The 25,002-nt window shown below is 39.6% G+C and carries 31 protein-coding genes; 20 read left to right on the top strand and 11 right to left on the bottom strand.

What is annotated here, in order from left to right:
- The first annotated feature begins 77 nt into the window (after nucleotides 1-77).
- Together NQ508_RS07240 and NQ508_RS07235 are read left to right on the top strand one after the other, a co-directional pair.
- Nucleotides 78-392 (top strand): autorepressor SdpR family transcription factor, encoded by a 315-nt coding sequence (locus tag NQ508_RS07240; RefSeq protein ID WP_006426535.1) that lies wholly within the window; start codon nucleotides 78-80, stop codon nucleotides 390-392.
- On the top strand, nucleotides 367-1,386 hold the full coding sequence (locus NQ508_RS07235) for an SdpI family protein (RefSeq protein ID WP_006426536.1): 1,020 nt from the start codon (nucleotides 367-369) through the stop codon (nucleotides 1,384-1,386). Before NQ508_RS07240 ends, NQ508_RS07235 begins: the two co-directional genes overlap by 26 nt.
- A 195-nt stretch (nucleotides 1,387-1,581) precedes the next feature.
- Here NQ508_RS07235 and NQ508_RS07230 read toward each other — a convergent pair whose 3' ends face one another.
- The 3 genes from NQ508_RS07230 to NQ508_RS07220 are packed head-to-tail and all read right to left on the bottom strand — an operon-like array spanning nucleotide 1,582 to nucleotide 3,575.
- Nucleotides 1,582-2,490, bottom strand: a complete 909-nt coding sequence (locus tag NQ508_RS07230; RefSeq protein WP_006426537.1) for a TlpA disulfide reductase family protein — start codon at nucleotides 2,488-2,490, stop codon at nucleotides 1,582-1,584.
- Nucleotides 2,491-2,530: 40 nt separating this feature from the next.
- Nucleotides 2,531-3,439, bottom strand: a complete 909-nt coding sequence (locus NQ508_RS07225) for a 4Fe-4S binding protein (RefSeq protein ID WP_044919558.1) — start codon at nucleotides 3,437-3,439, stop codon at nucleotides 2,531-2,533.
- A complete protein-coding gene (locus NQ508_RS07220) occupies nucleotides 3,432-3,575 on the bottom strand; it encodes a CD1871A family CXXC motif-containing protein (RefSeq protein ID WP_044919706.1) in 144 nt (47 codons plus the stop codon). The genes NQ508_RS07225 and NQ508_RS07220 overlap by 8 nt, the downstream gene beginning before the upstream one ends.
- 93 nt (nucleotides 3,576-3,668) lie before the next feature.
- On the opposite strand from NQ508_RS07220, the gene NQ508_RS07215 reads away from it, so the two are divergent.
- The 16 genes from NQ508_RS07215 to rsfS all read left to right on the top strand — a co-directional run bounded on the left by NQ508_RS07215 (nucleotide 3,669) and on the right by rsfS (nucleotide 16,278).
- Nucleotides 3,669-4,352, top strand: a complete 684-nt coding sequence (locus NQ508_RS07215; protein ID WP_006426539.1) for a response regulator transcription factor — start codon at nucleotides 3,669-3,671, stop codon at nucleotides 4,350-4,352.
- Entirely contained in the window at nucleotides 4,352-5,512 is a 1,161-nt protein-coding gene (locus tag NQ508_RS07210) for a HAMP domain-containing sensor histidine kinase (RefSeq protein WP_006426540.1), read from the top strand. The genes NQ508_RS07215 and NQ508_RS07210 overlap by 1 nt, the downstream gene beginning before the upstream one ends.
- Nucleotides 5,513-5,801: 289 nt before the next feature.
- Nucleotides 5,802-7,667: a TIGR03960 family B12-binding radical SAM protein gene (locus tag NQ508_RS07205; protein WP_006426541.1), complete on the top strand. Its 1,866-nt coding sequence runs from the start codon at nucleotides 5,802-5,804 to the stop codon at nucleotides 7,665-7,667.
- Nucleotides 7,651-8,385 carry a TIGR03936 family radical SAM-associated protein gene (locus tag NQ508_RS07200; protein ID WP_044919560.1) on the top strand — a complete coding sequence of 245 codons (735 nt, stop codon included), beginning with the start codon at nucleotides 7,651-7,653 and terminating at the stop codon, nucleotides 8,383-8,385. The genes NQ508_RS07205 and NQ508_RS07200 overlap by 17 nt, the downstream gene beginning before the upstream one ends.
- An 85-nt stretch (nucleotides 8,386-8,470) precedes the next feature.
- Nucleotides 8,471-8,953 carry a Cys-tRNA(Pro) deacylase gene (ybaK, locus tag NQ508_RS07195; protein ID WP_006426543.1) on the top strand — a complete coding sequence of 161 codons (483 nt, stop codon included), beginning with the start codon at nucleotides 8,471-8,473 and terminating at the stop codon, nucleotides 8,951-8,953.
- 216 nt (nucleotides 8,954-9,169) lie between these two features.
- Nucleotides 9,170-10,501: an aspartate kinase gene (locus NQ508_RS07190; RefSeq protein WP_044919562.1), complete on the top strand. Its 1,332-nt coding sequence runs from the start codon at nucleotides 9,170-9,172 to the stop codon at nucleotides 10,499-10,501.
- A 99-nt stretch (nucleotides 10,502-10,600) separates the two neighbouring features.
- Nucleotides 10,601-11,026 (top strand): CBS domain-containing protein, encoded by a 426-nt coding sequence (locus NQ508_RS07185; protein ID WP_006426545.1) that lies wholly within the window; start codon nucleotides 10,601-10,603, stop codon nucleotides 11,024-11,026.
- On the top strand, nucleotides 11,016-11,804 hold the full coding sequence (locus tag NQ508_RS07180) for an amidohydrolase family protein (RefSeq protein ID WP_006426546.1): 789 nt from the start codon (nucleotides 11,016-11,018) through the stop codon (nucleotides 11,802-11,804). Before NQ508_RS07185 ends, NQ508_RS07180 begins: the two co-directional genes overlap by 11 nt.
- 201 nt (nucleotides 11,805-12,005) lie before the next feature.
- Nucleotides 12,006-12,314: a 50S ribosomal protein L21 gene (rplU, locus tag NQ508_RS07175; protein ID WP_006426547.1), complete on the top strand. Its 309-nt coding sequence runs from the start codon at nucleotides 12,006-12,008 to the stop codon at nucleotides 12,312-12,314.
- A 15-nt stretch (nucleotides 12,315-12,329) separates the two neighbouring features.
- Complete coding sequence (locus NQ508_RS07170) at nucleotides 12,330-12,659, top strand: ribosomal-processing cysteine protease Prp (RefSeq protein ID WP_006426548.1); 330 nt, start codon at nucleotides 12,330-12,332, stop codon at nucleotides 12,657-12,659.
- A 5-nt stretch (nucleotides 12,660-12,664) separates the two neighbouring features.
- Nucleotides 12,665-12,946 (top strand): 50S ribosomal protein L27, encoded by a 282-nt coding sequence (gene rpmA, locus NQ508_RS07165; RefSeq protein WP_006426549.1) that lies wholly within the window; start codon nucleotides 12,665-12,667, stop codon nucleotides 12,944-12,946.
- A 103-nt stretch (nucleotides 12,947-13,049) separates the two neighbouring features.
- Nucleotides 13,050-14,330, top strand: coding sequence for a GTPase ObgE (obgE, locus tag NQ508_RS07160; RefSeq protein ID WP_006426550.1), 1,281 nt, complete (start codon nucleotides 13,050-13,052; stop codon nucleotides 14,328-14,330).
- Between the two features lie 45 nt (nucleotides 14,331-14,375).
- Nucleotides 14,376-14,669, top strand: a complete 294-nt coding sequence (yhbY, locus tag NQ508_RS07155; protein WP_006426551.1) for a ribosome assembly RNA-binding protein YhbY — start codon at nucleotides 14,376-14,378, stop codon at nucleotides 14,667-14,669.
- Between the two features lie 19 nt (nucleotides 14,670-14,688).
- On the top strand, nucleotides 14,689-15,294 hold the full coding sequence (nadD, locus tag NQ508_RS07150; RefSeq protein WP_006426552.1) for a nicotinate-nucleotide adenylyltransferase: 606 nt from the start codon (nucleotides 14,689-14,691) through the stop codon (nucleotides 15,292-15,294).
- 44 nt (nucleotides 15,295-15,338) lie between these two features.
- The gene (yqeK, locus tag NQ508_RS07145; protein ID WP_044919708.1) at nucleotides 15,339-15,923 is read left to right on the top strand and encodes a bis(5'-nucleosyl)-tetraphosphatase (symmetrical) YqeK; all 585 of its coding nucleotides are present in this window, start codon (nucleotides 15,339-15,341) and stop codon (nucleotides 15,921-15,923) included.
- A gap of 1 nt (nucleotide 15,924) precedes the next feature.
- A complete protein-coding gene (gene rsfS / locus NQ508_RS07140) occupies nucleotides 15,925-16,278 on the top strand; it encodes a ribosome silencing factor (protein ID WP_022416131.1) in 354 nt (117 codons plus the stop codon).
- 189 nt (nucleotides 16,279-16,467) lie between these two features.
- Here rsfS and lexA read toward each other — a convergent pair whose 3' ends face one another.
- Nucleotides 16,468-17,085 carry a transcriptional repressor LexA gene (gene lexA / locus NQ508_RS07135; RefSeq protein WP_006426555.1) on the bottom strand — a complete coding sequence of 206 codons (618 nt, stop codon included), beginning with the start codon at nucleotides 17,083-17,085 and terminating at the stop codon, nucleotides 16,468-16,470.
- A gap of 215 nt (nucleotides 17,086-17,300) precedes the next feature.
- Between lexA and NQ508_RS07130 the strand changes: the two genes are divergently transcribed.
- Complete coding sequence (locus NQ508_RS07130) at nucleotides 17,301-17,735, top strand: hypothetical protein (RefSeq protein WP_049940499.1); 435 nt, start codon at nucleotides 17,301-17,303, stop codon at nucleotides 17,733-17,735.
- Between the two features lie 387 nt (nucleotides 17,736-18,122).
- The gene (locus NQ508_RS07125) at nucleotides 18,123-19,223 is read left to right on the top strand and encodes a tyrosine-type recombinase/integrase (RefSeq protein ID WP_006426557.1); all 1,101 of its coding nucleotides are present in this window, start codon (nucleotides 18,123-18,125) and stop codon (nucleotides 19,221-19,223) included.
- A gap of 141 nt (nucleotides 19,224-19,364) precedes the next feature.
- Here NQ508_RS07125 and NQ508_RS07120 read toward each other — a convergent pair whose 3' ends face one another.
- From NQ508_RS07120 to NQ508_RS07090, 7 genes are all read right to left on the bottom strand, one after another.
- Complete coding sequence (locus tag NQ508_RS07120; RefSeq protein ID WP_006426558.1) at nucleotides 19,365-20,009, bottom strand: cytidylate kinase-like family protein; 645 nt, start codon at nucleotides 20,007-20,009, stop codon at nucleotides 19,365-19,367.
- 81 nt (nucleotides 20,010-20,090) lie between these two features.
- Nucleotides 20,091-21,011: an RluA family pseudouridine synthase gene (locus NQ508_RS07115; RefSeq protein WP_022416128.1), complete on the bottom strand. Its 921-nt coding sequence runs from the start codon at nucleotides 21,009-21,011 to the stop codon at nucleotides 20,091-20,093.
- Nucleotides 20,992-21,498, bottom strand: a complete 507-nt coding sequence (gene lspA, locus NQ508_RS07110) for a signal peptidase II (protein ID WP_006426560.1) — start codon at nucleotides 21,496-21,498, stop codon at nucleotides 20,992-20,994. The genes NQ508_RS07115 and lspA overlap by 20 nt, the downstream gene beginning before the upstream one ends.
- A gap of 47 nt (nucleotides 21,499-21,545) precedes the next feature.
- Entirely contained in the window at nucleotides 21,546-22,301 is a 756-nt protein-coding gene (locus tag NQ508_RS07105; RefSeq protein WP_006426561.1) for a YlmH family RNA-binding protein, read from the bottom strand.
- Between the two features lie 2 nt (nucleotides 22,302-22,303).
- Nucleotides 22,304-22,864 carry a cell division protein SepF gene (locus NQ508_RS07100; RefSeq protein WP_006426562.1) on the bottom strand — a complete coding sequence of 187 codons (561 nt, stop codon included), beginning with the start codon at nucleotides 22,862-22,864 and terminating at the stop codon, nucleotides 22,304-22,306.
- A gap of 25 nt (nucleotides 22,865-22,889) precedes the next feature.
- Entirely contained in the window at nucleotides 22,890-23,588 is a 699-nt protein-coding gene (locus NQ508_RS07095) for a YggS family pyridoxal phosphate-dependent enzyme (RefSeq protein WP_006426563.1), read from the bottom strand.
- Nucleotides 23,589-23,625: 37 nt separating this feature from the next.
- Nucleotides 23,626-25,002: a biotin/lipoyl attachment domain-containing protein gene (locus NQ508_RS07090; RefSeq protein WP_044919567.1), complete on the bottom strand. Its 1,377-nt coding sequence runs from the start codon at nucleotides 25,000-25,002 to the stop codon at nucleotides 23,626-23,628.

Raw genomic sequence — 25,002 nt, 5'->3', positions numbered from 1 at the left:
TACTTTTCTGAGCGTAGTATCTTGACATATAGCATATCTTGGATTACAATTCATTTAACGATTAGGCTAAATGTTAAATGAAAGGTCGTGATGAATTTTTGGGTATACAAGATACATTAAAAGCACTGGCTGATCCAATACGACGTGAGATTTTGAACCTGTTGAAAAAAGGGCGGCTTTCAGCCGGAGAAATATGTGAGCATTTTTCGGTAACGGGAGCATCTATATCAAGACATCTGGCAATATTGAGGGAAGCTGATTTGATTCGAAATCAAAGAGAAGGAAAGTTTATTTATTATGAATTAAACACTTCCGTACTGGAAGATGTCATGTTGTGGATAACAGACTTGAAAGGAGCAGCGGACGATGAAGGAAATGATAAGAAAATATAGAGGTACATTAATTAGCTCTGCATTGGTAATTCTTGCAGGAGTCCTGGTGGGTTTTACGAGTATACAAGGTAAGTGGATAAATCTATTTTTTGTAGTGATGCAATGTGTGTTTGTTGCAATCATATTTTATGATAACAGGAACAGACAACAGAATCGCAAGGTTATAGGGATGACTATATGGATCATACCTGTTATTACATTGCTTTATAATGGTATTGTCAGATTGGTTGATATGGGAGCAGATATAGAGAATTTATTTATGGCATTCATTTATTATGGGACAGGTTTAATGTTCATGGTTATAGGAAATTATCTGCCAAAGGTAAAACAGAACAATACGATAGGAATCAGGGTCGTATGGACATTGCAGGATGAAGAAAATTGGAGTGCAACGCATAGATTCAGTGGGAAAATATGGGTGGCATCAGGTATTCTGTGCATGCTTTGCGGTCTTTTTGCAGAAAGCATAGCTGCACTTGTTTTGTATGTTGTAAGCATTATGGCAGCAGTAATCATCAGTGTTCTTTATTCCTATTTCTTTTATAAGAAAAAGATAGAAACCGGAGAAAAATTAAAAATTCAATATAAAAAAAAGGCAATTGTGAGATACGGAATCGTAACAATTTTAACTATTATATTCATTATAGGAAGTTTGTTTTGGGGAAGTATTGATATTCAGTTCCAAGATAACAGTTTTACTATCAAGGCTCAGGGATGGAGTGATTATACCGTAGACTATACGAAGATTGACAGTATCTCGTATGAAGAAAATTTATTTCAGAACTCGAATGATTATAGGACCAATGGATTAGGGAATTTTAAATATGCTATGGGAAATTTTAGAAATGATGTTTATGGAAATTATATCCGTTATACGCATTCATCTTGTCATTCATATGTAGTGATGAACATAGGTGGAAAAATATTAGTTGTTAATGGTGAAAATGATCCGGCAACAAAGGAAATCTATCATAATATCAGCGAGAAAAAATAAGATTACTAAGACTTCCCATACCTAAAAAGAGATTTATGGCGAGAAAAATGAGATTCTTGAACCCCTGAAGACAAGAATTCTGAAGAGAGAAAAATAAATAAAAGTATGACAATAGTTGGCAGACTTTTAAACGAAATCGTTTCATTGCAGCAAAAGAGCTCTCTGTGGAATACACAGGGAGCCTTTTGCATATTTTTATTTTTTTGTGCTATCAGCATCGATGACAGACTGAATCTGTTTCATCAGAGTATCATAATTGTCTTGATTATCAATCCCGCCGAGCATCGGATCACCTACAATATTACCATTTCTATCGACCAGTATTGTTGTAGGAAATGCCATGATATCGGATGCGTATTTCCCTGCATCTGAAGAAGAGTCAATGGAAAGATTGCGATATTTAGCACCCTGGCTCTTGAGAAGAGTCTTTGCTTCTTTTATGGCAGTTTTATTTCCATCGAAGGTTTCTGTATTGATGCCTACGACTTCGCCGCCCATTGATTTGATTGCATCGTTTAATTCGTTAAGTTTAGATAACTCGGCAACACAAGGCTTGCATCCGGTGAACCAGAAATTGATGACAGTTACTGCATTTTTGGAAAACAGGCTTTCATCAACAGAATTCCCATCATAATCCTGACCAGAAAAATTCTTGAAAGGAGATGTGTCGTTGGAACTGTTTTTCTGATCGGTGTTATCAGATCCTGTATTTTTCTTTTCAATCTCAGCGATCTGTTCCTCGATTTTTCGGATAATTTCAATATCAGCGGTAAGTGTTTTCAGCTCGTCATCTGTAAAAGAGTCTTTGTTTGATTCAACAGTGTCAGCCAGATAATCCGCATAGTTTCCATTTTGATCTGCAGCACTTTTGCTCATCATGCCAAATGCTTTGTTCCATACATCTTCGTGATCTGCGAAGATCTGATTTTCCTGCTGATATAAATCATTCAGTTTAGAGTTGGAATCGTCTGCAGATTCTGAGCCGGATTCAGTCTTGGTATTCTGAGATTTTTCTGTGTCTGCAGTTCCTTTCCCGCTACATGCTGTAAATAATAATGCTATGCAAAGTGTTAAAATAGAGAGAAATGTTCTTTTTGTTTTCATAAATAATTGCTCCTTAAAATAATAGTAATAAAATTAATAGTTACCGGTTGGTTATGGTTGATTGCTGCTGTTCTTTTTTGGGGCATGTTTTTCCCAGAAACTGATATTGGATCGCATCTTTTGGACAAGCCTTGATGCAAGCCCCGCATCGTATACATTCTGGATGATTTGGAGTCTTGCACACATCAATATCCATTTTACATGCCTTTGAACATTGATTGCATCCGACACATTTGCTGCCTTCAACCTTAATATTAAGAAAGCTGATCTTATTAAATAATGAATAGATCGCTCCAAGAGGACAGATCCATTTACAGAACGGCCTGTAAAACAAAATACTCAACAAAACAACTGTAATTAAAATAAGACATTTAAAAGAAAAAAGTGTTCCAAGTGCAGACCTTATAGCGGTATTTCCAAGTGACAGTGGTATGGCTCCTTCCAAAACACCTTGTGGGCAAATGTATTTACAGAAGAACGGATCCCCCATTCCTACAGAGTTCGTTACAAACATTGGCAGAAGGATAACGAAAACAATGAGGATCATATATTTCAAGTATCTTAGCAGCTTCAGACGGGCTGTGGAAAATTTTTTTCCGGGGATTTTATGAAGTAAATCCTGAAACCAGCCAAACGGACATAAAAAACCACAGATAAATCTTCCGAGTATCATACCGAGTAGAATGAAAAACCCGGTTATGTAATATGAAAATTTAAATCGGGAGGATCCGATAACCGCCTGAAAAGCTCCAATGGGGCAGGCGCCTGTTGCAGCAGGACAGGAATAGCAGTTTAATCCTGGCACACATACTGTTTTAATCTTGCCCTGATATATTTTGCCTTTAAGTAAATTGGGAATATGGATATTGGTAAGTAATGTGGCAATTGCCTGTATCCATCCCCGTATTCTGGCAACTTTTTTTGATAGTAATTTCGTTTTTTTATCCAATTCCAACACACTCCAGACATAATTTTATTGCTTTGCCAAAGACGGCAGCAGCTTCACCTCGGATCACACCATAGCCAATCATGGCTGTACCTGTGATGAATATTACAAATTGAAATATTTTTTTGCACTTCAAGATTTTGTTACTCCTTTCGTTGGTTGTATTTGTTGACCAGCTGACTTCGGTATTATACAATAGTTAGTGTGAAATTTTCGTTAAGAAGCGGGTGGAATGATTTTGAGATTATTAATAGTTGAAGATGAAAAACAAATATGTGATGCGGTTGCGAAAAGTCTGTATGATGCCGGGTACGAGGTGGATACCTGTTATGATGGGGAAGAGGCATTGGAATACATCCTGACAGAAAATTATGATTTGATTGTTCTGGATCTGAATCTGCCCGGCATGGATGGGATGGAAATTCTAAAAGAACTCAGACAGAGCAATGAGGAGACAAAGGTTCTTATATTATCGGCAAGAGGGCAGATTGCAGATAAAGTCGAAGGGTTGGATGCTGGTGCGAATGATTATATGGAAAAGCCGTTTCATCTACAGGAACTTGAGGCTCGTATCAGAAGTCTGACAAGAAGGAAATTTGTACAAAAGGATGTATGTCTGGAAAGCGGTGATATCATGTTCGACACGATAAAACGTGAGGCATATGCAAAGGAAACAAAGATTTCCCTGACAAGAAAAGAAAAAGGAATTTTGGAATATTTGCTTCTTAACCTGGGAAGACCGGTAAGTCAGGAGGAATTGATGGAGCATGTCTGGGATGCATCTGTGGATAGCTTCAGTGGAGCCATCCGGGTGCATATGTCTTCGCTAAGGAGAAAGCTTAAGGCAGTGCTTGGATATGATGCAATTATGAATAAGGTGGGAGAAGGATATAAAATACGAGAGGAGTCTGATTGATGAAAAAAATGTCACTGCAGTGGAGACTTACTTGTATAACTACATTGTGTATTGCGATTATATGTGGGTGCCTGACAATGTTTGTCTATAAAAATGGTGTGTATTATATGGATTCCCTGCAAAAGGCTGTTGACGCTCAGGGAGATGACAGCGGAGGTGATTCGGAAGAAATATACATCAGCATACCAGAGGACAAGTGGGATGAGTTCTCAAATGATTTTTCTGTTCAAGTGTACAATAATAAAGAAGACTACAAAAGAAACAGTCTGATAGTTTCGGCTTTATTGGCTCTCCTTGGTGGAGTGGCCGCATATTTTATAAGTGGACATGCGCTTAAACCAATTCGTGAGTTTTCTGATAAAATTGAAGAAGTGCAGGCTCAAAATCTGGCAGATTCGGGAATAGAAGAATGTAAGATTAAAGAACTGAATCAGCTTAGTGTTTCGTATAACAAGATGCTTGAACGCCTTTCGGATGCATTTGAGATACAGAGACAATTTACTGCGAGTGCAGCACATGAGCTTCGAACTCCATTATCGTTAATGCAGGTACAGCTTGACTTGTATCATTCCACTCAGCATCCGGGCAGTGATGCAGACACCGTACAGATGATAAAGATGTTGACGGAACAAAATGACAGGCTTGGCAAGATGGTAAAAACACTTCTTGACATGAGTGAGCTTCAGACTGTAGGACGGGATGAAAAAATTATCCTTAATGATCTCGTTGACGAGGTATTGGAAGATTTGGAACCTCTTGCACAGGAAAAGAATATAAAACTTATTGGAAAATATAAGAATATAACGATGATTGGAAGTGATATCCTTATTTATAGGCTGGTATACAATCTTGTTGAGAATGCTATAAAATACAATCATTCAGATGGACAGGTTACAGTAAATGCATACAAAAACCAAAAACATATTTACCTGTCAGTAGAGGATACCGGAAGCGGAATTCCGAAAGAACTCAGGGAACGTGTATTTGAACCATTCTTTCGCGTGGATAAATCCAGAAGCCGAGAGCTTGGTGGTGTAGGACTTGGACTTGCTCTGGTTCATGAGATCGTGAGAGTGCACGATGGCAGTATCAGCATTAAGTCAAACCCTGCAGGTGGAACAATCTTTGAGGTGATTTTTGACCAGAAATCAAAGGAATAGTTATTAAAAAAAAGAACAAAAAAAGATGCTTGTAAATAGGATTGACTCCTAACTGATTACCATATATTATTATATATTGGTAAACATTGCTGAACATTGCAAAACGTTAGTCAGCATTTAGTGTTTTACAGGTTTTGTAGTAATTCGCGATTTTGACCCCAAAATGCGACGAAAAACAGTAAAAAAACAGGCAGAAAAAAAGCCCCAAAAAAAGAAAATAATTAAAGATTTACGAAAAAAACAATAAGAAAATTATTGTGCAACATGTACAAAAATACAAGGAGATTTAATGAGAAAGCTTGCGTTAAATGATGAAATATTACTAAAAATAGAGAAACCGGCACGTTATATCGGGAATGAAGTAAACTCGGTCATGAAAGACCCTGAAAAGGTGTCTATTAGATTTGCCATGTGCTTCCCGGATGTCTACGAAATAGGAATGTCGCATCTGGGAATACAGATCCTTTATGACATGTTCAACCGCCGGGATGATGTGTGGTGTGAACGTGTCTATTCGCCGTGGACCGATCTGGATCAGATTATGCGAGAGAGAAAGATTCCGTTATTTGCACTGGAGTCCCAGGATCCGGTAAAGGAATTCGATTTTCTTGGAATCACGCTGCAGTATGAGATGTGTTATACCAATATCCTGCAGGTTTTGGATCTGAGCGGCATCCCACTGGCAGCAGAGGAAAGAACGGACGAAGATCCGATCGTGATCGGCGGCGGTCCGTGTACGTATAATCCGGAGCCGTTAGCGGAGTTCTTCGACCTGTTCTATATGGGAGAAGGCGAGACGGTCTATGATGAGCTTCTGGATGCCTATAAGGAGAATAAGAAGCGTGGCGGAACGAGGAAAGAATTTCTGGAGATGGCAGCAGAGATCGAAGGAATCTATGTTCCGGCATTCTATGATGTGACTTATAAAGAAGACGGTACGATTGAAAGCTTCCGTCCAAATAATCCGCATGCAAAAGAAAAGATCAAGAAACAGGTAGTCATGGATATGAGCAGTGCAACGTATCCGGAAAAGCCGGTCGTTCCGTTTATCAAGGCAACACAGGACCGTGTCGTGCTTGAGATTCAGAGAGGATGTATCCGCGGATGCCGTTTCTGCCAGGCGGGAATGTTATACCGCCCGACCCGTGAGAAGGATGTAGAAGTATTAAAAGAATATGCATACAAGATGCTGAAGAATACAGGACATGAAGAGATTTCTTTAAGCTCCTTAAGTTCCAGTGATTACAGCCACTTAAGAGAGCTTGTAATGTTCCTGATCGAGAACTTTAAGTCGCAGGGAATCAACATCAGTCTTCCGTCGCTTCGTATTGACGCATTTTCTCTGGATGTGATGGGACAGGTACAGGATATCAGAAAGAGCAGTCTGACATTTGCGCCTGAAGCCGGATCACAGCGTATGCGTAATGTGATCAATAAAGGGCTTACAGAGGATGATATCCTCGGAGGTGCCGGACAGGCGTTCGATGGCGGCTGGAATAAGGTAAAGCTTTATTTCATGCTTGGACTTCCGACAGAGACGGAAGAAGATATGAGAGCCATTCCGGAACTTGCTGACAGAATCGCCAGACGTTATTACGAGATTCCGAAGGATCAGCGGAATGGAAAGTGTCAGATTACAACGAGTACGTCGTTCTTTATTCCAAAACCATTCACCCCGTTCCAGTGGGCAAGAATGTATACGAATGAAGAATATATTTCAAGAGCAGCGATCGTAAAGCATGCATTTAATGAACAGCTTAACAGAAAGAGCCTGAGATATAACTGGCATGATGCAGAGGTTACTGTGCTGGAGGGTGTCTTTGCAAGAGGGGACAGAAAGACGGCAGCAGTAATTAAAGAAGCGTATCGTCTGGGATGTCTGTATGACTCCTGGAGCGATCAATTTGATAATGAGAAATGGATGCAGGCGTTTGAAAATACAGGCATTGATATCGCATTCTATAATCACAGGGAGCGTCCGCTGGATGAAGTGTTCCCGTGGGATTTCATTGATATCGGCGTAACGAAAGAATTCCTGAAGAGAGAATGGAATCAGGCAATGAATGCCGAAGTAACACCGAACTGCCGTATGAAATGTTCCGGCTGCGGTGTCGCAAAATGGAAAGGAGGTGTCTGTGTTGAAAGTAAGAATTAAATTCCGTAAATATGGAGTCATGCGTTTCATCGGACATCTGGACGTGATGCGTTATTTCCAGAAAGCAATCCGGCGCGCAGAGATACCGATCGCATTTACAACCGGATACAGTCCGCATATGATCATGTCGTTTGCGCAGCCGCTTGGAGTTGGCGTGACGAGTGACGGAGAATATTTTGATATCGAGATTACGGAACCGATTTCTTCCGAGAAGGCGGTTGCCCAGTTAAATGCAGTGATGGTGGAGGGCGTAGAAGTCATAAGCTTCCGCGAAATCTCATCGGATAAGAAAGCAAGCGGTATGACGATTGTGGCTGCAGCAGATTATAAAGTGACATTTCCTGAGACATTCCAGCATGCGGAAGAGATTCGTACACTTCCGGAGAGCTGGAAAGAGAAGGTGGATGCATTTATGGCACAGCCGGAGATCGTTGTGTTAAAGAAGACAAAGCGAAGTGAAAAAGAAGTCGATATCAAACCAATGATCTACAAAATGACTGCATTGGACGATGGCATCTATCTGTACCTTGCAACAGGAAGTGAGCAGAATCTGAAGCCGGATCTGGTGGCAGAAGCGTTCTTAAAATTCGCAGGAGAAGATCCGGAAGAAATACCGGTGCATATCCACCGCATTGATGTGTATGCAAAGAATCCGGAGGCGGCAGAAGGACAGACCGAGTTTATAACACTGGAAGGTCTTGGAAAAGATATTTTATAAAATAAATCCAGAGATCATTTACAGTGATTACTAAAATGATACAGATATAACGAACTTCCATTAATCTGACAGGAGTGATAAAACAATGAGCAAAAAGGAAGTAAAGACAAATGCCATGCGTATGCTGGACCGTGCAAAAGTCTCGTATACATATGAAGAATATGAATGCGATGATTTTACAGACGGTATCCAGACCGCAGACAAACTTGGATATGACCACAAACTGGTCTATAAGACACTTGTAACAACAGGGAAGACGGGAAACCATTATGTATTCGTAATTCCGATCGAAGCAGAGATTGATTTTAAAAAGGCAGCAAAAGTTGTCGGTGAAAAATCGCTGGAGATGCTGCATTTAAAAGATCTGACCAAAGTAACCGGATATGTGCGCGGCGGCTGCACGGCGATTGGCATGAAGAAACAGTTTCCTACCGTAATCCAGGAAGATGCAAAAGAGCTGGAATATATGCATGTCAGCGGCGGAAAGCTTGGAATGCAGATCAGGCTTGCACCGTTAGACCTTCAAAAGGTTGCAAAAGCAGAATTTGCAGATGTGATCCGTCCATAACCAGATGTGGTGATGGTGTGCAGAGCATCTGTGTATAGACGAAAAGTATGTATATTTATGCAGTAGTTCTAAAAATCATCCGCTATTCACGTGCATATTAACACATTATTGCATTGAAGTGCGCACGAAAATGATGTAAGATAAATACAGTTACGTTTTTATAGCGGAAGAATATGAATACATTTCAGAAAATACTTGGTTGGAGGAATACGAAAAGTGAAAAAAGTTGTAAAATTTGGTGGTAGTTCGCTTGCAAGTGCCGAGCAGTTTAAAAAAGTAGGTAACATTATCAGAAAAGAGGAATCCAGAAGATATGTCATTCCATCTGCACCTGGTAAACGTACGCCGGATGATACAAAGGTAACAGATATGTTATACAGCTGTTATGGACAGGCAATTCTTGGAGAAGATGCGGAAAGAGATTTTGAAGAACAGTTAGAGGCAATCAAAGAGAGATATAACAGCATCATCAGAGGATTGAACCTGGATCTGAGCCTGGATGAGGAATTTAAAACAATCCGTACAAACTTCAGCAAGAAAATCGGCAGAGATTATGCGGCTTCCCGTGGAGAGTATCTGAATGGTATCATCATGGCTGCATATCTTGGATATGAATTCATCGATGCTGCGGAAGTAATCGTCTTTGATGAAAATGGTAATTTTGACGGAGATGAGACACACAAGATCCTTTCTGAAAGGCTGGAGAATACAGAGCGTGCAGTTATTCCTGGATTTTATGGTGCAAAGCCAGACGGAAGTATTCAGACATTCTCCCGTGGTGGTTCTGATATCACAGGTTCGATCGTTGCAAAGGCTGTACATGCCGATATGTATGAAAACTGGACAGATGTATCTGGTTTCCTGATCGCTGATCCAAGAATCATCAAGAATCCAAAGCCGATCGATGTGATTACATACAGAGAATTGAGAGAGTTGTCTTACATGGGAGCAACTGTACTTCATGAAGATGCAATCTTCCCGGTACGTAAAGAAGGTATCCCGATCAATATCCGCAATACCAATGCACCGGAAGATAAGGGAACTCTGATCGTAGAAGATACTTGCAGAAAACCTCGTTTTACAATTACAGGTATCGCAGGTAAGAAGGATTTCGCTTCTATCACGATTGAAAAAGCGATGATGAATTCCGAAGTCGGATTCTGCCGCAAGGTTCTGGAGGTGTTTGAAAATAATAATATTTCCATTGAACATATGCCGTCAGGAATTGATACGATGACAATCTTCGTTCACAGAGATGAATTTGAAGAAAAAGAACAGGATGTCATTGCCGGAATCCACAGAGCCGTAGAGCCTGACTTCCTGGAACTGGAATCAGATCTGGCGTTGATCGCTGTTGTGGGAAGAGGTATGCGTGCAACCAGAGGAACTTCCGGACGTATCTTTGCTGCACTCGCACATGCGAATGTCAATGTCAAGATGATCGATCAGGGATCCAGTGAGCTGAATATTATCATTGGTGTCAGAAGTCATGATTTTGATGCCGCAATCAACGCGATTTATGATATTTTCGTAAAAACAATGATTTAGGATCTCGCGTAGATAACAAGAAAGATATTTAACTTTGCAAGTAAGAACATTACAATGCTTGTAAATTGTAATTAAGAATTGGGGAGGCTATTATTAGCAATGAATATTATGTTTTTCCTGAAGCCAAAGAGTGAGCTGGCATATATCTATGACTATCACACACTCCGACAGGCTATGGAGATCATGGAATATCACAAGTATTCGTGTGTGCCGATACTGAATAAAGAGGGGAAATATGTCGGCTCGATCACGGAAGGTGATGTCCTGTGGGCATTAAAAAAGCTGGATATCTTTAATATAAAGGAAGCAGAAGATATCAGTATTATGAAGATCAAACGCCGTGTAGACTATCAGTGTGTAACTGCTGAGTCAGACATAGAAGATCTGATCGGCCGTGCGATGGAACAGAATTTTGTACCTGTTATCGACGACCAGGAACATTTTATCGGTATTATTACCAGACGAGACATTATTGGTTACTGTTATGACAAATTGAAAGAATATGGGACACAAGATGATCATTGATTTTCATACACATATGTTTCCAGATAAGATAGCCGGGCGTACGCTCGACTATCTTTCTGGCATTTTTGGAGCAAGTCCGTTTGCGGATGGAACATATACGGGACTTTGTAATTCTATGGGAAAAGGAGCAGTTGATATTTCCATTGCACTTCCGGCTGTGACGAAGATATCGCAGGTTGCAGCGATCAACCGGTTTGCATCTGCGTATACGGAAGGACCTGTCATCTCTTTTGGCGGGATTCATCCGGAATGTGAGAATTATAAAGAGATATTAAAAGAAATAAAGAATCTGGGATTGAAGGGGATTAAGCTGCATCCGGATTATCAGGATATGTATTTTGACAATATCCGCTATGAACGTATTATTGATGCAGCATCAGAACTGGGACTGATCACAGTGGTGCACGCGGGTGTTGATCCAAAATGTCCGGAGGATGTACACTGTACACCGGAGATGGCAAGAAAGGTTCTGGATGATGTAAAACCGGAGAAACTGGTGCTTGCACATATGGGCGGCAATGAAATGTGGGATGATGTGGAACGGTATCTGGTGGGACAGAACGTATATTTTGATACAGGAGTCATACTGGATACAATGCCGCAGGAACAGTTCTTACGGATCGTACATATGCATGGTGCAGACAGGATTCTGTTTGGAACAGATTCTCCGTGGGCAGATCAGAAGAATTTTGTGGCGTTGTTAGAGCATATGCCACTGACAGAGGAAGAGAAGGCTGCCATCTTTTCAGAAAATGCAAAGAAATTGCTGGGAATATAGCAGACAGAAGTAAGAAAAGAAGGCTGCAAAATGTTGATGATACAAAAAATGTAAAAAAATAAAAAATATTCCGGATACCACTTGCATTTTGGAAAAACGTATGCTATTATCTTCTAGTATGCCGCACAGTGAGGTTGAAGTTCTGCTGAAATTATCAGTCAGACACCGTAACTGGCGAGTAATGATAATAGGAGGTGCCATATGTACGCAATTATAGCAACAGGTGGTAAACAGTACAAAGTAGCCGAAGGCGATATCATTAAAGTAGAGAAACTTGGTGTAGAAGCTGGAGAAACTTTTACATTTGACCAGGTTCTTGCAGTAAGTGACAACGGATTAAAAGTTGGTAACCCGACAGTTGCAGGTGCAACAGTTGAAGCTTCTGTAGTTGAGAACGGTAAAGCTAAAAAAGTTATCGTTTACAAGTACAAGAGAAAGACTGGATACCATAAGAAAAACGGTCACAGACAGCAGTATACTGCAGTTAAGATTGAAAAAATCAACGCTTAATATTGGAGAGCATCCATGATTCATGTAACGATCTTTCAGAACAAGTATAAAGAATGTGTAGGTTTTCAGACGGAAGGACATGCTGAATATGCAGATCCAGGACAGGATATTGTATGTGCCGCTGCTTCTATCCTGGTGATTAACACAATCAATGCAATTGAAGAATTTACGGAAGATGATGCGAGTCTGATTTCGGAAGATGAGATGGGAATGATTTCCTATCATCTGAATCATCCTTCAAAAGATGCACAGCTTTTGCTGAACACAATGATCCTTGGTCTGGAACAGATGGTAGATGATGACAACTATGCAGAATATATTGATTTAACATTCGAGGAGGTGTAACAACCATGATGAAATTAAACCTTCAGTTTTTCGCTCATAAAAAAGGTGTAGGTTCTACAAAGAACGGTAGAGATTCTGAGTCTAAGAGACTTGGTGCTAAAAGAGCTGACGGACAGTTTGTAAAAGCTGGTAACATTCTTTACAGACAGCGCGGAACAAAGATTCACCCAGGAATCAATGTAGGACGCGGCGGTGACGATACATTATTCGCACTCGTTGATGGCGTTGTAAGATTTGAAAGAAAAGGAAAAGATAAGAAACAGGTTTCTATCTATCCAGTAGCTTAATTATGAGTTGAAAAAGTGCGTTGCAATGATTAACTTCTTTCGGTTATGATGCAGCGCGCTTTTTTTAACTTCCGTTTATTTATATAGATGAAAGGAATACAGTATGTTTGCAGATAGAGCAAGGATATTTATTAGAGCAGGAAAAGGCGGAGACGGTCATGTGAGTTTCCGGCGCGAGAAGTACGTGGCGAATGGCGGCCCAGATGGTGGAGACGGCGGACGCGGCGGTGACGTTATATTTGAAGTCGATGAAGGACTGAATACACTTCAGGATTACAGACATAAACGAAAATTTACAGCAAAAGACGGCGAACAGGGCGGAAAACGCAGATGCCATGGTGCAGATGGGGAAGATATTGTCCTGAAAGTTCCGGAAGGAACGGTTATCAAAGAATCAGAATCCGGTAAAGTCATTGCAGATATGTCCGGAGATAATCGCAGACAGATCATCTTAAAAGGTGGTAAGGGTGGTCTTGGTAACCAGCATTTTGCAACTGCAACCATGCAGGTTCCAAAATATGCACAGCCAGGACAGCCGGCGAAAGAATTATATGTAGATCTGGAATTGAAAGTGATCGCGGATGTAGGACTTGTAGGATTCCCAAATGTCGGGAAATCTACATTCTTATCACGTGTGACGAATGCACAGCCGAAGATCGCCAATTATCATTTCACAACATTGAATCCAAACCTTGGTGTCGTGGATCTTCCGGATGCGAACGGATTCGTAATCGCTGATATTCCGGGACTGATCGAAGGTGCATCGGAAGGTGTCGGACTCGGACATCAGTTCCTGCGCCATATCGAACGTACCAAACTGATGATCCATGTAGTAGATGCAGCCGGAACCGAAGGACGTGATCCGGTAGATGATATCTATAAAATCAACAATGAGTTAAAAGCATATAATGCGGATATTGCGAACCGTCCACAGGTGATCGCAGCGAATAAGATTGATGCGATCTTTACCGATGATGATCCAGTACAGCGTCTGAAAGATGAATTTGAGCCACAGGGAGTAAAGGTATTCCCGATTTCCGGGGTAACCGGACAGGGGATCAAGGAATTGCTTTACTATGTATCGAACGAATTGCAGCATCTGGAACAGGATACGATCGTATTTGAGCAGGAATATTTCCCAGAGGAAGAGATCCCGATGAATGATCTTCCATACACAGTTGAAAAGGAAGACGATATGTATGTGGTAGAGGGACCAAAGATTGAAAAAATGCTTGGTTATACGAATCTGGATTCCGAAAGAGGATTTGCATTCTTCCAGAAATTCCTCAAAGATTCTGGTATTCTGGAACAACTTGAAGAAGCTGGTATCCAGGAGGGTGATACAGTACGTATGTATGGCCTGCAGTTTGATTATTATAAATAAAAGATCAATTGCGGTCCGTTGATTGTGATAAAGAGGAGATTAAAGATGACAACAAAACAAAGAGCTTATTTAAAAGGTCTTGCCATGAATTTAGATCCAATCTTCCAGATTGGAAAGAACAGCATGACACCGGAAGTTACCAAAGCAATCCAGGAAGCACTGGACGCAAGAGAACTGATTAAGATCAGTGTGCTTAAGAACTGTGCAGATGATCCGCGTGCGCTTGCAGAAGTGATTGCAGAACGTACACGTTCACAGGTAGTTCAGGTAATCGGTAAGAAGATTGTATTATATAAAGAAGGCAAAGATAAACATAAGAAGATCGAACTGCCAAAATAAATACAGGTAGGAGATTTGAATGAAGATAGGGATTATGGGAGGAACCTTCGATCCGATCCACAACGGACATTTGATGCTGGGACATGCTGCATATGAGACATTTTCTCTGGATCAGATCTGGTTTATGCCAAATGGAAATCCTCCTCATAAAAAGAGTGAGACAATAAAATCTACTGCTGAGGACCGGATGAAGATGACCAGTCTTGCAATTGCACCGTTCCCAGAGTTTGTGTTGCAGCCGTATGAGGCATTGAGAGAGGAAGTATCCTGCTCTTATCAGACGATGGAATATTTTAAGGAAATGTATCCGGAGGATGAATTTTACTTTATTATCGGCGCAGATTCGCTTATGGCAATTGAGACCTGGGTACATCCGGAGCGGATCTTCCCAACGTGTACGATCCTTGCGACGTACCGTGACGAGATAAAGACGAAAGAAGAGATGGATCAGCAGATTCATCATCTGTCTGAGAAATATGGGGCGCAGGTCCTGCTTATGGAGACACCGCTTATGCCAGTATCCTCTCATGAACTGCGTGCCAGTCTTCAGGCCGGTGAATCTGTCTCGGCATATGTTCCGGATGCTGTGTGCGGTTATATAAAGGAACACCAGTTATACCGGTAACAGCTTTGAAAAAGCATGTGAAAAAGCAAAAGAGGAAAACGATGATGGATGAAAAAATTTTAAAAATACAGCATACGTTAAAGAAAGAACTGGATGAAAACCGCTATCATCATACACTTGGTGTGATGTACACGTCTGCTTCAATGGCCATGCGTTACGATGTAGACGTACAGAAGGCACTTTACGCGGGATTACTGCATGATTGTGCAAAATGTATCCCTAGCGATAAGAAAATCCGTCTGTGCGAGAAATACGGCCTTCCAGTGTCATCTGTAGAAAGGGAAAATCCAAGTCTGTTACATGCCAGACTCGGTGCGTATCTGGCTCATGAAAAATATGGTGTGAAGGATGAAGAAATCATTTATGCGATTGAAAGCCATACAACCGGACGTCCGGGTATGAGCATGTTGGAGAAGATCGTCTACATTGCGGATTATATCGAGCCGGGTAGAAGAGAACTGCCGAATATGGCAGATGTAAGACAGCTTGCTTTTAGGGACATTGATGAATGTCTTTACCGGATTTTAAAAGATTCACTGATATATCTGGATAGTAAGAATATTACAGTGGACCCTATGACACAAAGAACTTATGATTATTATAAAAAAGAAATGGGAAAGGAGGATTAATATGGATCAGGCAAAAGAAATGGCAAAAATTGCTTTTGAAGCGTTAGAGGATAAAAAAGGTGAAGATGTATGTGCGATTGATATTTCAGCGGTATCTGTACTTGCAGACTATTTTGTAATTGCAAATGGTAACAGCGACAGCCAGGTACGTGCACTTGTTGAGAATGTAGAGGAAAAGATGCACAAAGCAGGCTACGCTGCAAAAGAGACAGAAGGACACAGAAGCGGAGCATGGGTATTGATTGACTTCGGTGATGTGATCGTGCATATTTTTGATAGAGAAAACCGTCAGTTCTATAATCTGGAACGGATCTGGAATGATGGAAAGAAAATTGATGATGTAAATGAATTTTAATAAAAGTTTATTGTTGTAAAAGATTTTATGAAAGCCCCGTGCATATAAAATATAAAACTGATTCCGCTCACTTCGTTCGAAGTTATCTGTTTTATATTTTATATATTGCACGGGGCTTTTGAACGTTATTGATTTTGCAACAACAAATAAATATTGAATGAACGCTTGAATGCTTGGAATTGTTTGTGTTTAAGCGAAGAAACGGAAGACTCCGATTACTTTTCCCATGATCTGAAGATCACGGACGATAATTGGTTCCAGTGCATCGTTTTCCGGCTGGAGGCGGAAGATGCCTTCTTCTTTGTAAAATCTTTTGACAGTAGCGCTGTCATCGAGTAATGCAACTACAATATCACCGTTATCGGCAACAGAAGATTGTTCAACTAATACGAGGTCACCGTCAAGGATTCCGGCATTGATCATGCTTTCTCCGTGTACCTTAAGCATAAAAGTCTGCTTATTCGGCATGTATTCCATCGGGATAGGAAAGTAGTTTTCTATATTCTGTTCGGCAAGAAGAGGTTCTCCTGCAGCAACATGCCCGATCACAGGTACGTTTACCATCTCTCTGCGATTAAAATTAAAAGAATCATCCAAAATCTCGATTGCACGAGGCTTAGTTGGATCCCTGTGAATGTATCCATTCTTCTCTAAAGTTTCCAGATGAGAGTGGACAGAAGAAGTAGACTTCAGATGTACTGCCTCACAGATATCTCTGACCGATGGTGGAAATCCACGCTCCAGTATCTGGGATTTTATATATTCCAATATTTCTTCCTGCTTTGCACTTATCTTACCTTGTGCCATATGTATGTCCTCCTTAAGTGGGCTTTCTTTCCGTTAATTTTTATATATTTAATGATAACACAGTATATAGGAAAACGCAAACAGATGTTTAGAAAATATGTTCGAAATATAGCATTGAATCTATTGACAAACATGTGTTCGAGATATATAATAAACAGTACAAGGAACACATGTTCGTAGACAACTGTTTTGAAGAAATGATGGAGGGGTACAGGATGAGCACAAGAAGAATATACTTGGAAGGATTGAAGGAAACTGACGAAAATGCGGATAAAAAGATTTATGTGGGAAACAATTATTCCGGTTATAACAGAGTAAGCATCCGGAGAAAGAGAAGCTTGTATGTGAAGAAGTTATTTGCTGGTTTCTTTTCTATTATCATGATTCTGGGCCTTAGCGCGTTTTACGGAAGTGGTCTTGTGAGTGCACATGACAATGCAAAGGATAATTCAATCAGATATAAATATTATAAAAGCATTCAGATTCATTGTGGAGACACCTTGTGGAATATCGCCGAAGAAAATATGTCAGATGATTATGAGTCGGTTAATGATTATATTACAGAAGTGAAAAAGATTAACAAACTTTCTTCTGATCAAATTCAGGACAGTCAGTATCTGATGGTTCCGTATTATAGTTATAATAAATAGTTTGGTATTCTTCAAAACAGGACAAATTTGATATATATGCTGAAAAGGCTTATATATAATATACTCACCCACGGCAATGAATGAAAAATAGTAGTTCATTGCCATTTTTATTATTATGGAATGATAGCTGATATGATGGATGAGATAAATAAAACTTTGAAAAAATGGTAGAGAATAGTTTTTTTAAGTAACTCATATCTATACGACAAATACCGATTTTTCCAAAAGATGTGGACGAAAAGGACTCATTCTGCTATAATTATACTGTTTTGTAAGGTATTTACGATATGTTTTCTTTACAATACGTTTTGTAAAAATATGTATATATACATACTATCATACACTTATGCTTTTTATATTTATTATTTTAAGGAGGTTTTTTCTTACATGATTGATTCATCTACAAATCTGGCCAATACATCGTCAAACAAACCGCATAATTATCATGAACAGAGCCAGATCGACCAGACGTTACGGCTCCGTGAAGTTTTGAAGACTTTACCGCCTTTTGTTAAGGACTATTTCCGTGCTATGGAACCGAAATCATCGGCACGTACCCGTATTAACTATGCTTACGATATCCGTGTGTTTTTCCACTTTCTTATGGAAAACAATCCTGTATACAAGAATTATACAATTGACAGATTTACGCCTCAGGATCTTGAGAATCTTGAGCCTGTAGATATTGAGGAATACCTGGAATATCTGAAAGTATACAAACGTGATGAGGACGGCGAACTGATCACCAATGGGGAAAAAGGTCTGGCACGAAAAATGTCTGCCCTTAGAAGTTTTTATGGATATTACTTCAAGCACCGGATCATTCAGAAAAATCCGACACTTCTGGTAGATATGCCTAAATTACATGATAAGGCAATCATACGTCTGGATACTGATGAAGTTGCGCTGTTATTGGATTTTGTGGAATCTGCAGGCGAACATCTGACCGGGCAGGCACTGAATTATTATAAGAAAACGCGTGACCGTGACATTGCTATTCTCACATTATTATTAGGAACCGGAATCCGTGTATCCGAATGTGTCGGACTGGATATAAAGGATGTAGATTTTAAGAACAATGGAATTATGGTTACAAGAAAAGGTGGAAATCAGATGGTTGTCTATTTCGGTGATGAGGTTGCGGAGGCGCTTAAGAATTATATGGCAGGTGACCGTGAGGCCGCTACTCCCCTTCCCGGCCATGAACAGGCATTGTTTTTGTCAACACAGAGAAAACGCATGGGTGTCCAGGCTGTTGAAAATATGGTGAAAAAATATGCCAGGCAGGTAACACCGAACAAAAAAATCACGCCGCATAAACTGCGCAGTACATATGGTACTTCTCTCTATAAAGAGACTGGGGATATTTATCTGGTAGCGGATGTCCTGGGACATAAAGATGTTAACACGACAAAAAAGCATTATGCAGCGATTGATGATAACCGACGCCGTAAAGCTGCTTCTGCGGTCAAATTACGAGAAATATAAAATGTAATGGAACTTTTTTGTCACAGTGACAGGTGTGTTCTTCTTGTTCATCTATTTTTAATTTAAATGAAAAAAGAATCTCCGGCAACATATAGTAAATAATATATGTCGGAGATCCTTTTATTTATTAGCTTAATTAGATTATAATTTTTTATCTGTAATGTTCTCTTTTAATTCAACCAGCTGCTCAATGGCCTTTGCAGTACCATCAATTCCCAGAAGTGAACTGTCAAGGCAGATATTATAGCTTTCGGCAGCTCCCCATTTTTTATTGCTGTAATAATTATAATAGCTGGAACGTCTCTTGTCCGTTTTTTTGATCAAGTCTTTCGCCTTTGCATCTGTCAGATCATAGATACGTGCAATTCTGCGGATTCTGGCATCCATATCGGCATGAATGAATACGCTTAAAACATTATCGAATTCTTCCAATGCATAATCAGCACAACGTCCGACTAGAATACATGGTCCCTCAGACGCTATCTTACGGATTGTATCGAACTGGGCAAGAAAAATCTTATGATTAATTGGCATATCTGTGTAACTGGATGAAGGATACCCGAAAGAATAAGAATCCATAACCAAAGAATACAGAAAACTGTTGGTAGGTTTCTCATCATGTGTCTCAAAAAGTTCTTCACAGATACCACTTTCTTTTGCTGCGCGTTCCAGCATTTCTTTGTCGTATAATTTGATTCCAAGATCTTCCGCAACTTTATATCCGATCTGGCGTCCGGCACTACCATATTCACGACCGATTGTAATGATTGTATTTGTCTTTGCCATATAAATCACGCTCCTAAACAAGAATTAATATAAACATATTATACAGCAAACTTAGACAAATGTATAGAATTTTCTCATAATTCAGTTATAAATATTCCTTAGTCTGTCTAATAGTTCAATGAAATATTCTGGGAGAGGTGCATTTACTTCCAGATATTTTCCTGTGGTTGGATGAATGATTCCAAGTGTGCGTGCGTGCAGGGTCTGCCCCTGTAATCCTTTGAATGGGCATTTTTTCGGACCATAGACCTCATCACCAACCAGAGGATGTCCGATACTTGCCATATGGACGCGAATCTGATGTGTACGCCCGGTTTCAAGTTCGCACTGAATATATGTGTAATCGCCGAATCGCTCCAGAACTTTATAATGTGTGACTGCATCCCGTCCGTTTTTACAATGGGTGCTCATTTTCTTTCGGTCTGTTGGATGGCGTCCGATTGGAGCATTGACCGTACCGGAATCTTCTTTGATATTTCCATGTACGATAGCAACATAGATACGCCGTATAGAGTGTACTTTTAACTGTTCCGAAAGGCTTTGATGAGCTTTATCGTTCTTACATACAACTAATGATCCTGTCGTATCCATATCAATCCTGTGGACAATTCCAGGCCTCATACAGCCGTTAATACCGGACAGCTCATCACCGCAATGATACATCAAAGCATTTACCAGTGTCCCGCTATAATGTCCGGGAGCCGGATGTACGACCATTTGTTTTGGTTTGTTGATCATGATGATATCCTGGTCTTCATAAAGGATATCCAAAGGAATGTTCTCTGGTACGATATCAGGCTCTTTTGCCTCCGGAAGGGTAACTTCCACGCTGTCGCCAAAAGAAAGCCTGTAATTGGATTTTACAGGCTTCTGGTTGACTTTTACATATCCTTCTTTCATAATTTTCTGTATATAAGATCTTGATCTGTCTTCTAATTCATCTGAAAGATAGCGGTCTATCCGCTGGCCTTCTGTATTGCGATCAATGGAAAATTCTTTCAAGGTCGTCCTCCTTATAGTAAATGAGTATTAATATAACCAGCAGAAATGCTGCAACGGTTACATAGATATCAGCAACGTTAAAAATCGGGAAGTTGATCAGCTTGAAGTATAAAAAATCGACTACATAATTCAGACGGATCCGGTCTATACAATTGCCGAAAGCACCGGAAAGAATTAACACTGCACAGATACGAAGCGGCAGATATTTATGTTCTATAGGTACTTTGTGGTAAAACCAGATAACAGCAATTGTAATCAAAAGTACACTGATATAAAAGAATATACGTTGATTTTGCAGCACACCGAAGGCTGCACCCCTGTTTTCCAGATATTCTAATTGAAATACATCTTTAATCAGTACATAGGCAGACCGATCCTTAAGATGTAATACAACCAGATGTTTTGTAATCTGATCCAATAATACCAGTACAACGATACTTACCAATGCCATTATATAATGTGTGATTCGTTTTGTATTTGTCTTCATGATACTCCTTCTATAAATTAACTGTATAAATTATTTAAATTATTGTCCTAAATGTATTTGCGTACAGAGATCAGGTAGCGTCCCTTTTTTGTTTCTGAGAGAATACCATCATATGCAATACGTCCCATTTTCCTTACAGAGATAATATCATTGTCTTTTAAACGATAACCGTTACTCGTGATAAGTTTTCCATTTACAAAGACTTTTCCGGCTTCAATCTGTGCAGTAATCTTACTTCTGGAAAGTGGATAGGCAAGAGCAAGTACACTGTCCAGACGAATGGAAGATACGGTTCCTTTCAGCTCTTCAAATCTTGGTTCATAATCTACTTTAACCCCTTTTCCTATGGAGGTATTTACGTTCGTATGACGAACCACAGTCAGATTATCTGCAATATATTCAGCGAGTTCTTCTTTGACAAAAATCAATCCTTTCTGATCTTCAACAATAATATCTCCAACTTTGGAGCGCTCGATGCCAAGATTCATAAGTGCTCCAAGATAATCCCTGTGTGTAAGATCTTCGGCAAATCTTTTGCTTGACGGAGTGACTTCTATAATCTGAATGGGATATTCATAATCATAATAAAGAGCATCAGGTAGAAAAACAGCCATCTGACGCTCTGATAAGTCATATCCACCATAAGTTTTATACTGAGATAAAAACATGTCTTTTGGTGTGGTATGAAGAATATTTAATTCATTCAAATTAAGAAAGTCGGAAAATATAACAATCCCTCTGTTATATGCCAGTCTGGAGAGTTCCACCAGACGTTTCTGTAACATACTTTCTTCTTTATTCATAATTAAAATCTTGACCTCATAGATGAAGAATCCAGAGAAGTGTTAAGCAAATCCTGAAGATCTCCAGATATATCAACATTTGTAGGTGTTACCAGGAATATGTAATTAGAAATTTTCTGCAGGTTACCACTGATTGCAAATGTAGCTCCTGAAGTAAAATCAATAATACGCTGAGCAATCTCAAGATCCAGTCCCTCAAGATTCAAAATAACGGTACGTCCACTTAATAAAGTCTCTGTAATCTCTCTTGAATCTTCTACAGAAGTTGGCTTGATCACGCAAACCTCCATATTTACACTGCTTCTTCTTGAAGGCTGACGCATCGGAGTTACTTTATTATTAGAGAATGCAGATTTGGACTTCACAGGTGCTGTGTAATCGTCTTCATCGTCTTCATCGAAATCTTTATCATTGTCTTTGGTGTTTTTATGAAAGAGGCTTCTCTTGGGCTTTTCTTCATAATCATCATCATATTCGTCATCGTCGAAGAATTCATCCTCATCGTATTCATCATCTCCGTCGTCTAACTTCATGATACTTAAGAACTTATCTAATACTCCCATTTTTAATAAATCTCCTATCTTCCGTTTATACTTGATGAGTATAATCACGTGCTCCAAAAATTCCGGTTCCCACACGGACCATGGTAGCTCCTTCTTCTATGGCCACCTGATAGTCATTTGTCATACCCATAGAAAGAATACTCATAGTAATATTATCAATGTTTTTCTTTGCGATGTCAACAGATAATTTTCTTAAATGTGCAAAAATCGGTCTGTTTTCTTCTGGATTTTCTACAAATGGAGCAATTGTCATTAATCCCTTTACGCGGATATGAGGAAATCCGGCAATCTTTTCTACAAATTCAGGAACCTCTTCCGGCATGAGACCAAATTTACTTTCTTCTTTTGCGACATTTACTTCAATCAATATATTGGCAATAACACCGTGCTTTTCTGCTTCTTTATCAATTGTTTCTGCGAGTCGGACAGAATCTACAGAATGAATCAGATCAACTTTATCAATAATGTATTTTACTTTATTACGCTGCATATGCCCAATCATATGCCAGTGAATATCCTTTGGAAGGACTTCATATTTAGAAGCCAGTTCCTGTGCTTTGTTTTCTCCGTTTATACGGACTCCAAGGTCATAGGCCTCCTGCAGCATTTCTACAGGTTTTGTTTTGCTTACGGCGATCAGAGTAACTTCATCTCTTTTACGTCCGGCACGGTCACATGCAGCCTGTATATTTTCTTCTACTTTTTCCAGATTTTCTTTTAACATAATTGTCCACTCCTTGTATAATCTGTTATTGTGTGTGTCAGGATATTACATCGCCCTCATGTACGTCCTTACCCGTCAGAGCAATGTGATCATAATTGGAAAGTCCGTAGTCATCACCACTTTGAACAATATAATATTCATCGCTTTCGCACAGAATCTGTACCTGTCGGAATACGGCATAACCACGGTTAATATTATATACACCTTTTAACTTCCGGGTTTTGTTTAACTGGCAGGTATCCGATGAATCAGGCTTTCTAAGTGTTGTATTTTCTTCAAAATCATCAGGATCTATATAAACAGAACCGGTTGATGTATCTCGGTAATAGATATCGACTGATTGGAACTGTGCATTTTCCTTCCCGGTATCGATCAATACTCCTGTGCTGTTGCTGTTACCACCCTGTGTAAGATAGTCTTCTGAGATCACATAAAAATTCTTTTTGGTGACTGCAGATTTTGGTATTTTAAGTCCGGTATGATCTGCCATAATAAGCTCTACATCTACAAAACGATCCTGGGCATAACGAACCATAGAATTATCAAATGCCAGATATCCAAGCCAGGTGCCTTTTACTTTTTTCATGGAAAAAGCCGCTGTCATAGTTTCGTTATCTTTCGGAAAACGGACCTGAACGCTGGAAGCATCAGTTAAATCTTTTACTGATTGTTTACTTAGAGCAATCACAAGTGTCCAGTCATCATCTTTGATCAATTTATATACTGAATCACCAGATTTGATTTTCGTATTATTCTTCTGCTCTTTTTTATTGTAGTTTTCTTTGTTGAGCATATCAGGGGTTATATCTTCTGCTTTTGTATTTTCAAAACCATCTACAGAATAGCTGATAATTCCGTCGGACTCAGCGGTATATACTTTCAAACCATCAAGATCTGATTCCGTCAAAGCCGCGATCTGCGTCTGACGATTCTGATTAGACTTGCCTTCAAGAACTCCGGAAATATTGTTCTTTAAAGTATATACATCCCCAAAGGTTCCGTCGGTATAATTTTCGCAGAAAGTCTGTGTCTTCTGACTGATTGCCGACTGTTCACTGGAGGTTAATTTTTGTGTGTTGTTTGTATTTGTTTCAAATTGAAGTTTCTGGTCAGACAGGGAATAAACCTGTGTTTTGGCACCGACTTTGTTTCCTTCTGAAATAAAGTAATTAACATAACCCTTCCCTTTGGAATGTACGACCGTTTCGTTACGAATGGCTAGACCGGTGTAAGAAGTATCTTTTACGATCGAACCCTCACGTACTTCATAAACAGAAATGTGCTTTGCGGTCAGATACATCAGAACCGTCACAAGAAGATAAATAAATATAACCCCAAAAATGACGATTCCGATATTTAAATGTTTTTTCTTTTGATAAACTTTTATATTTGAAGAAGTAATATTTGCAGCCAA

It is taken from the genome of Dorea longicatena (assembly GCF_025150085.1).
Lineage (GTDB): Bacteria > Bacillota > Clostridia > Lachnospirales > Lachnospiraceae > Dorea_A > Dorea_A longicatena.
The sequence above is the reverse complement of the archived record's forward strand: the minus strand, read 5'-3'. Positions and strand labels throughout refer to the sequence as shown.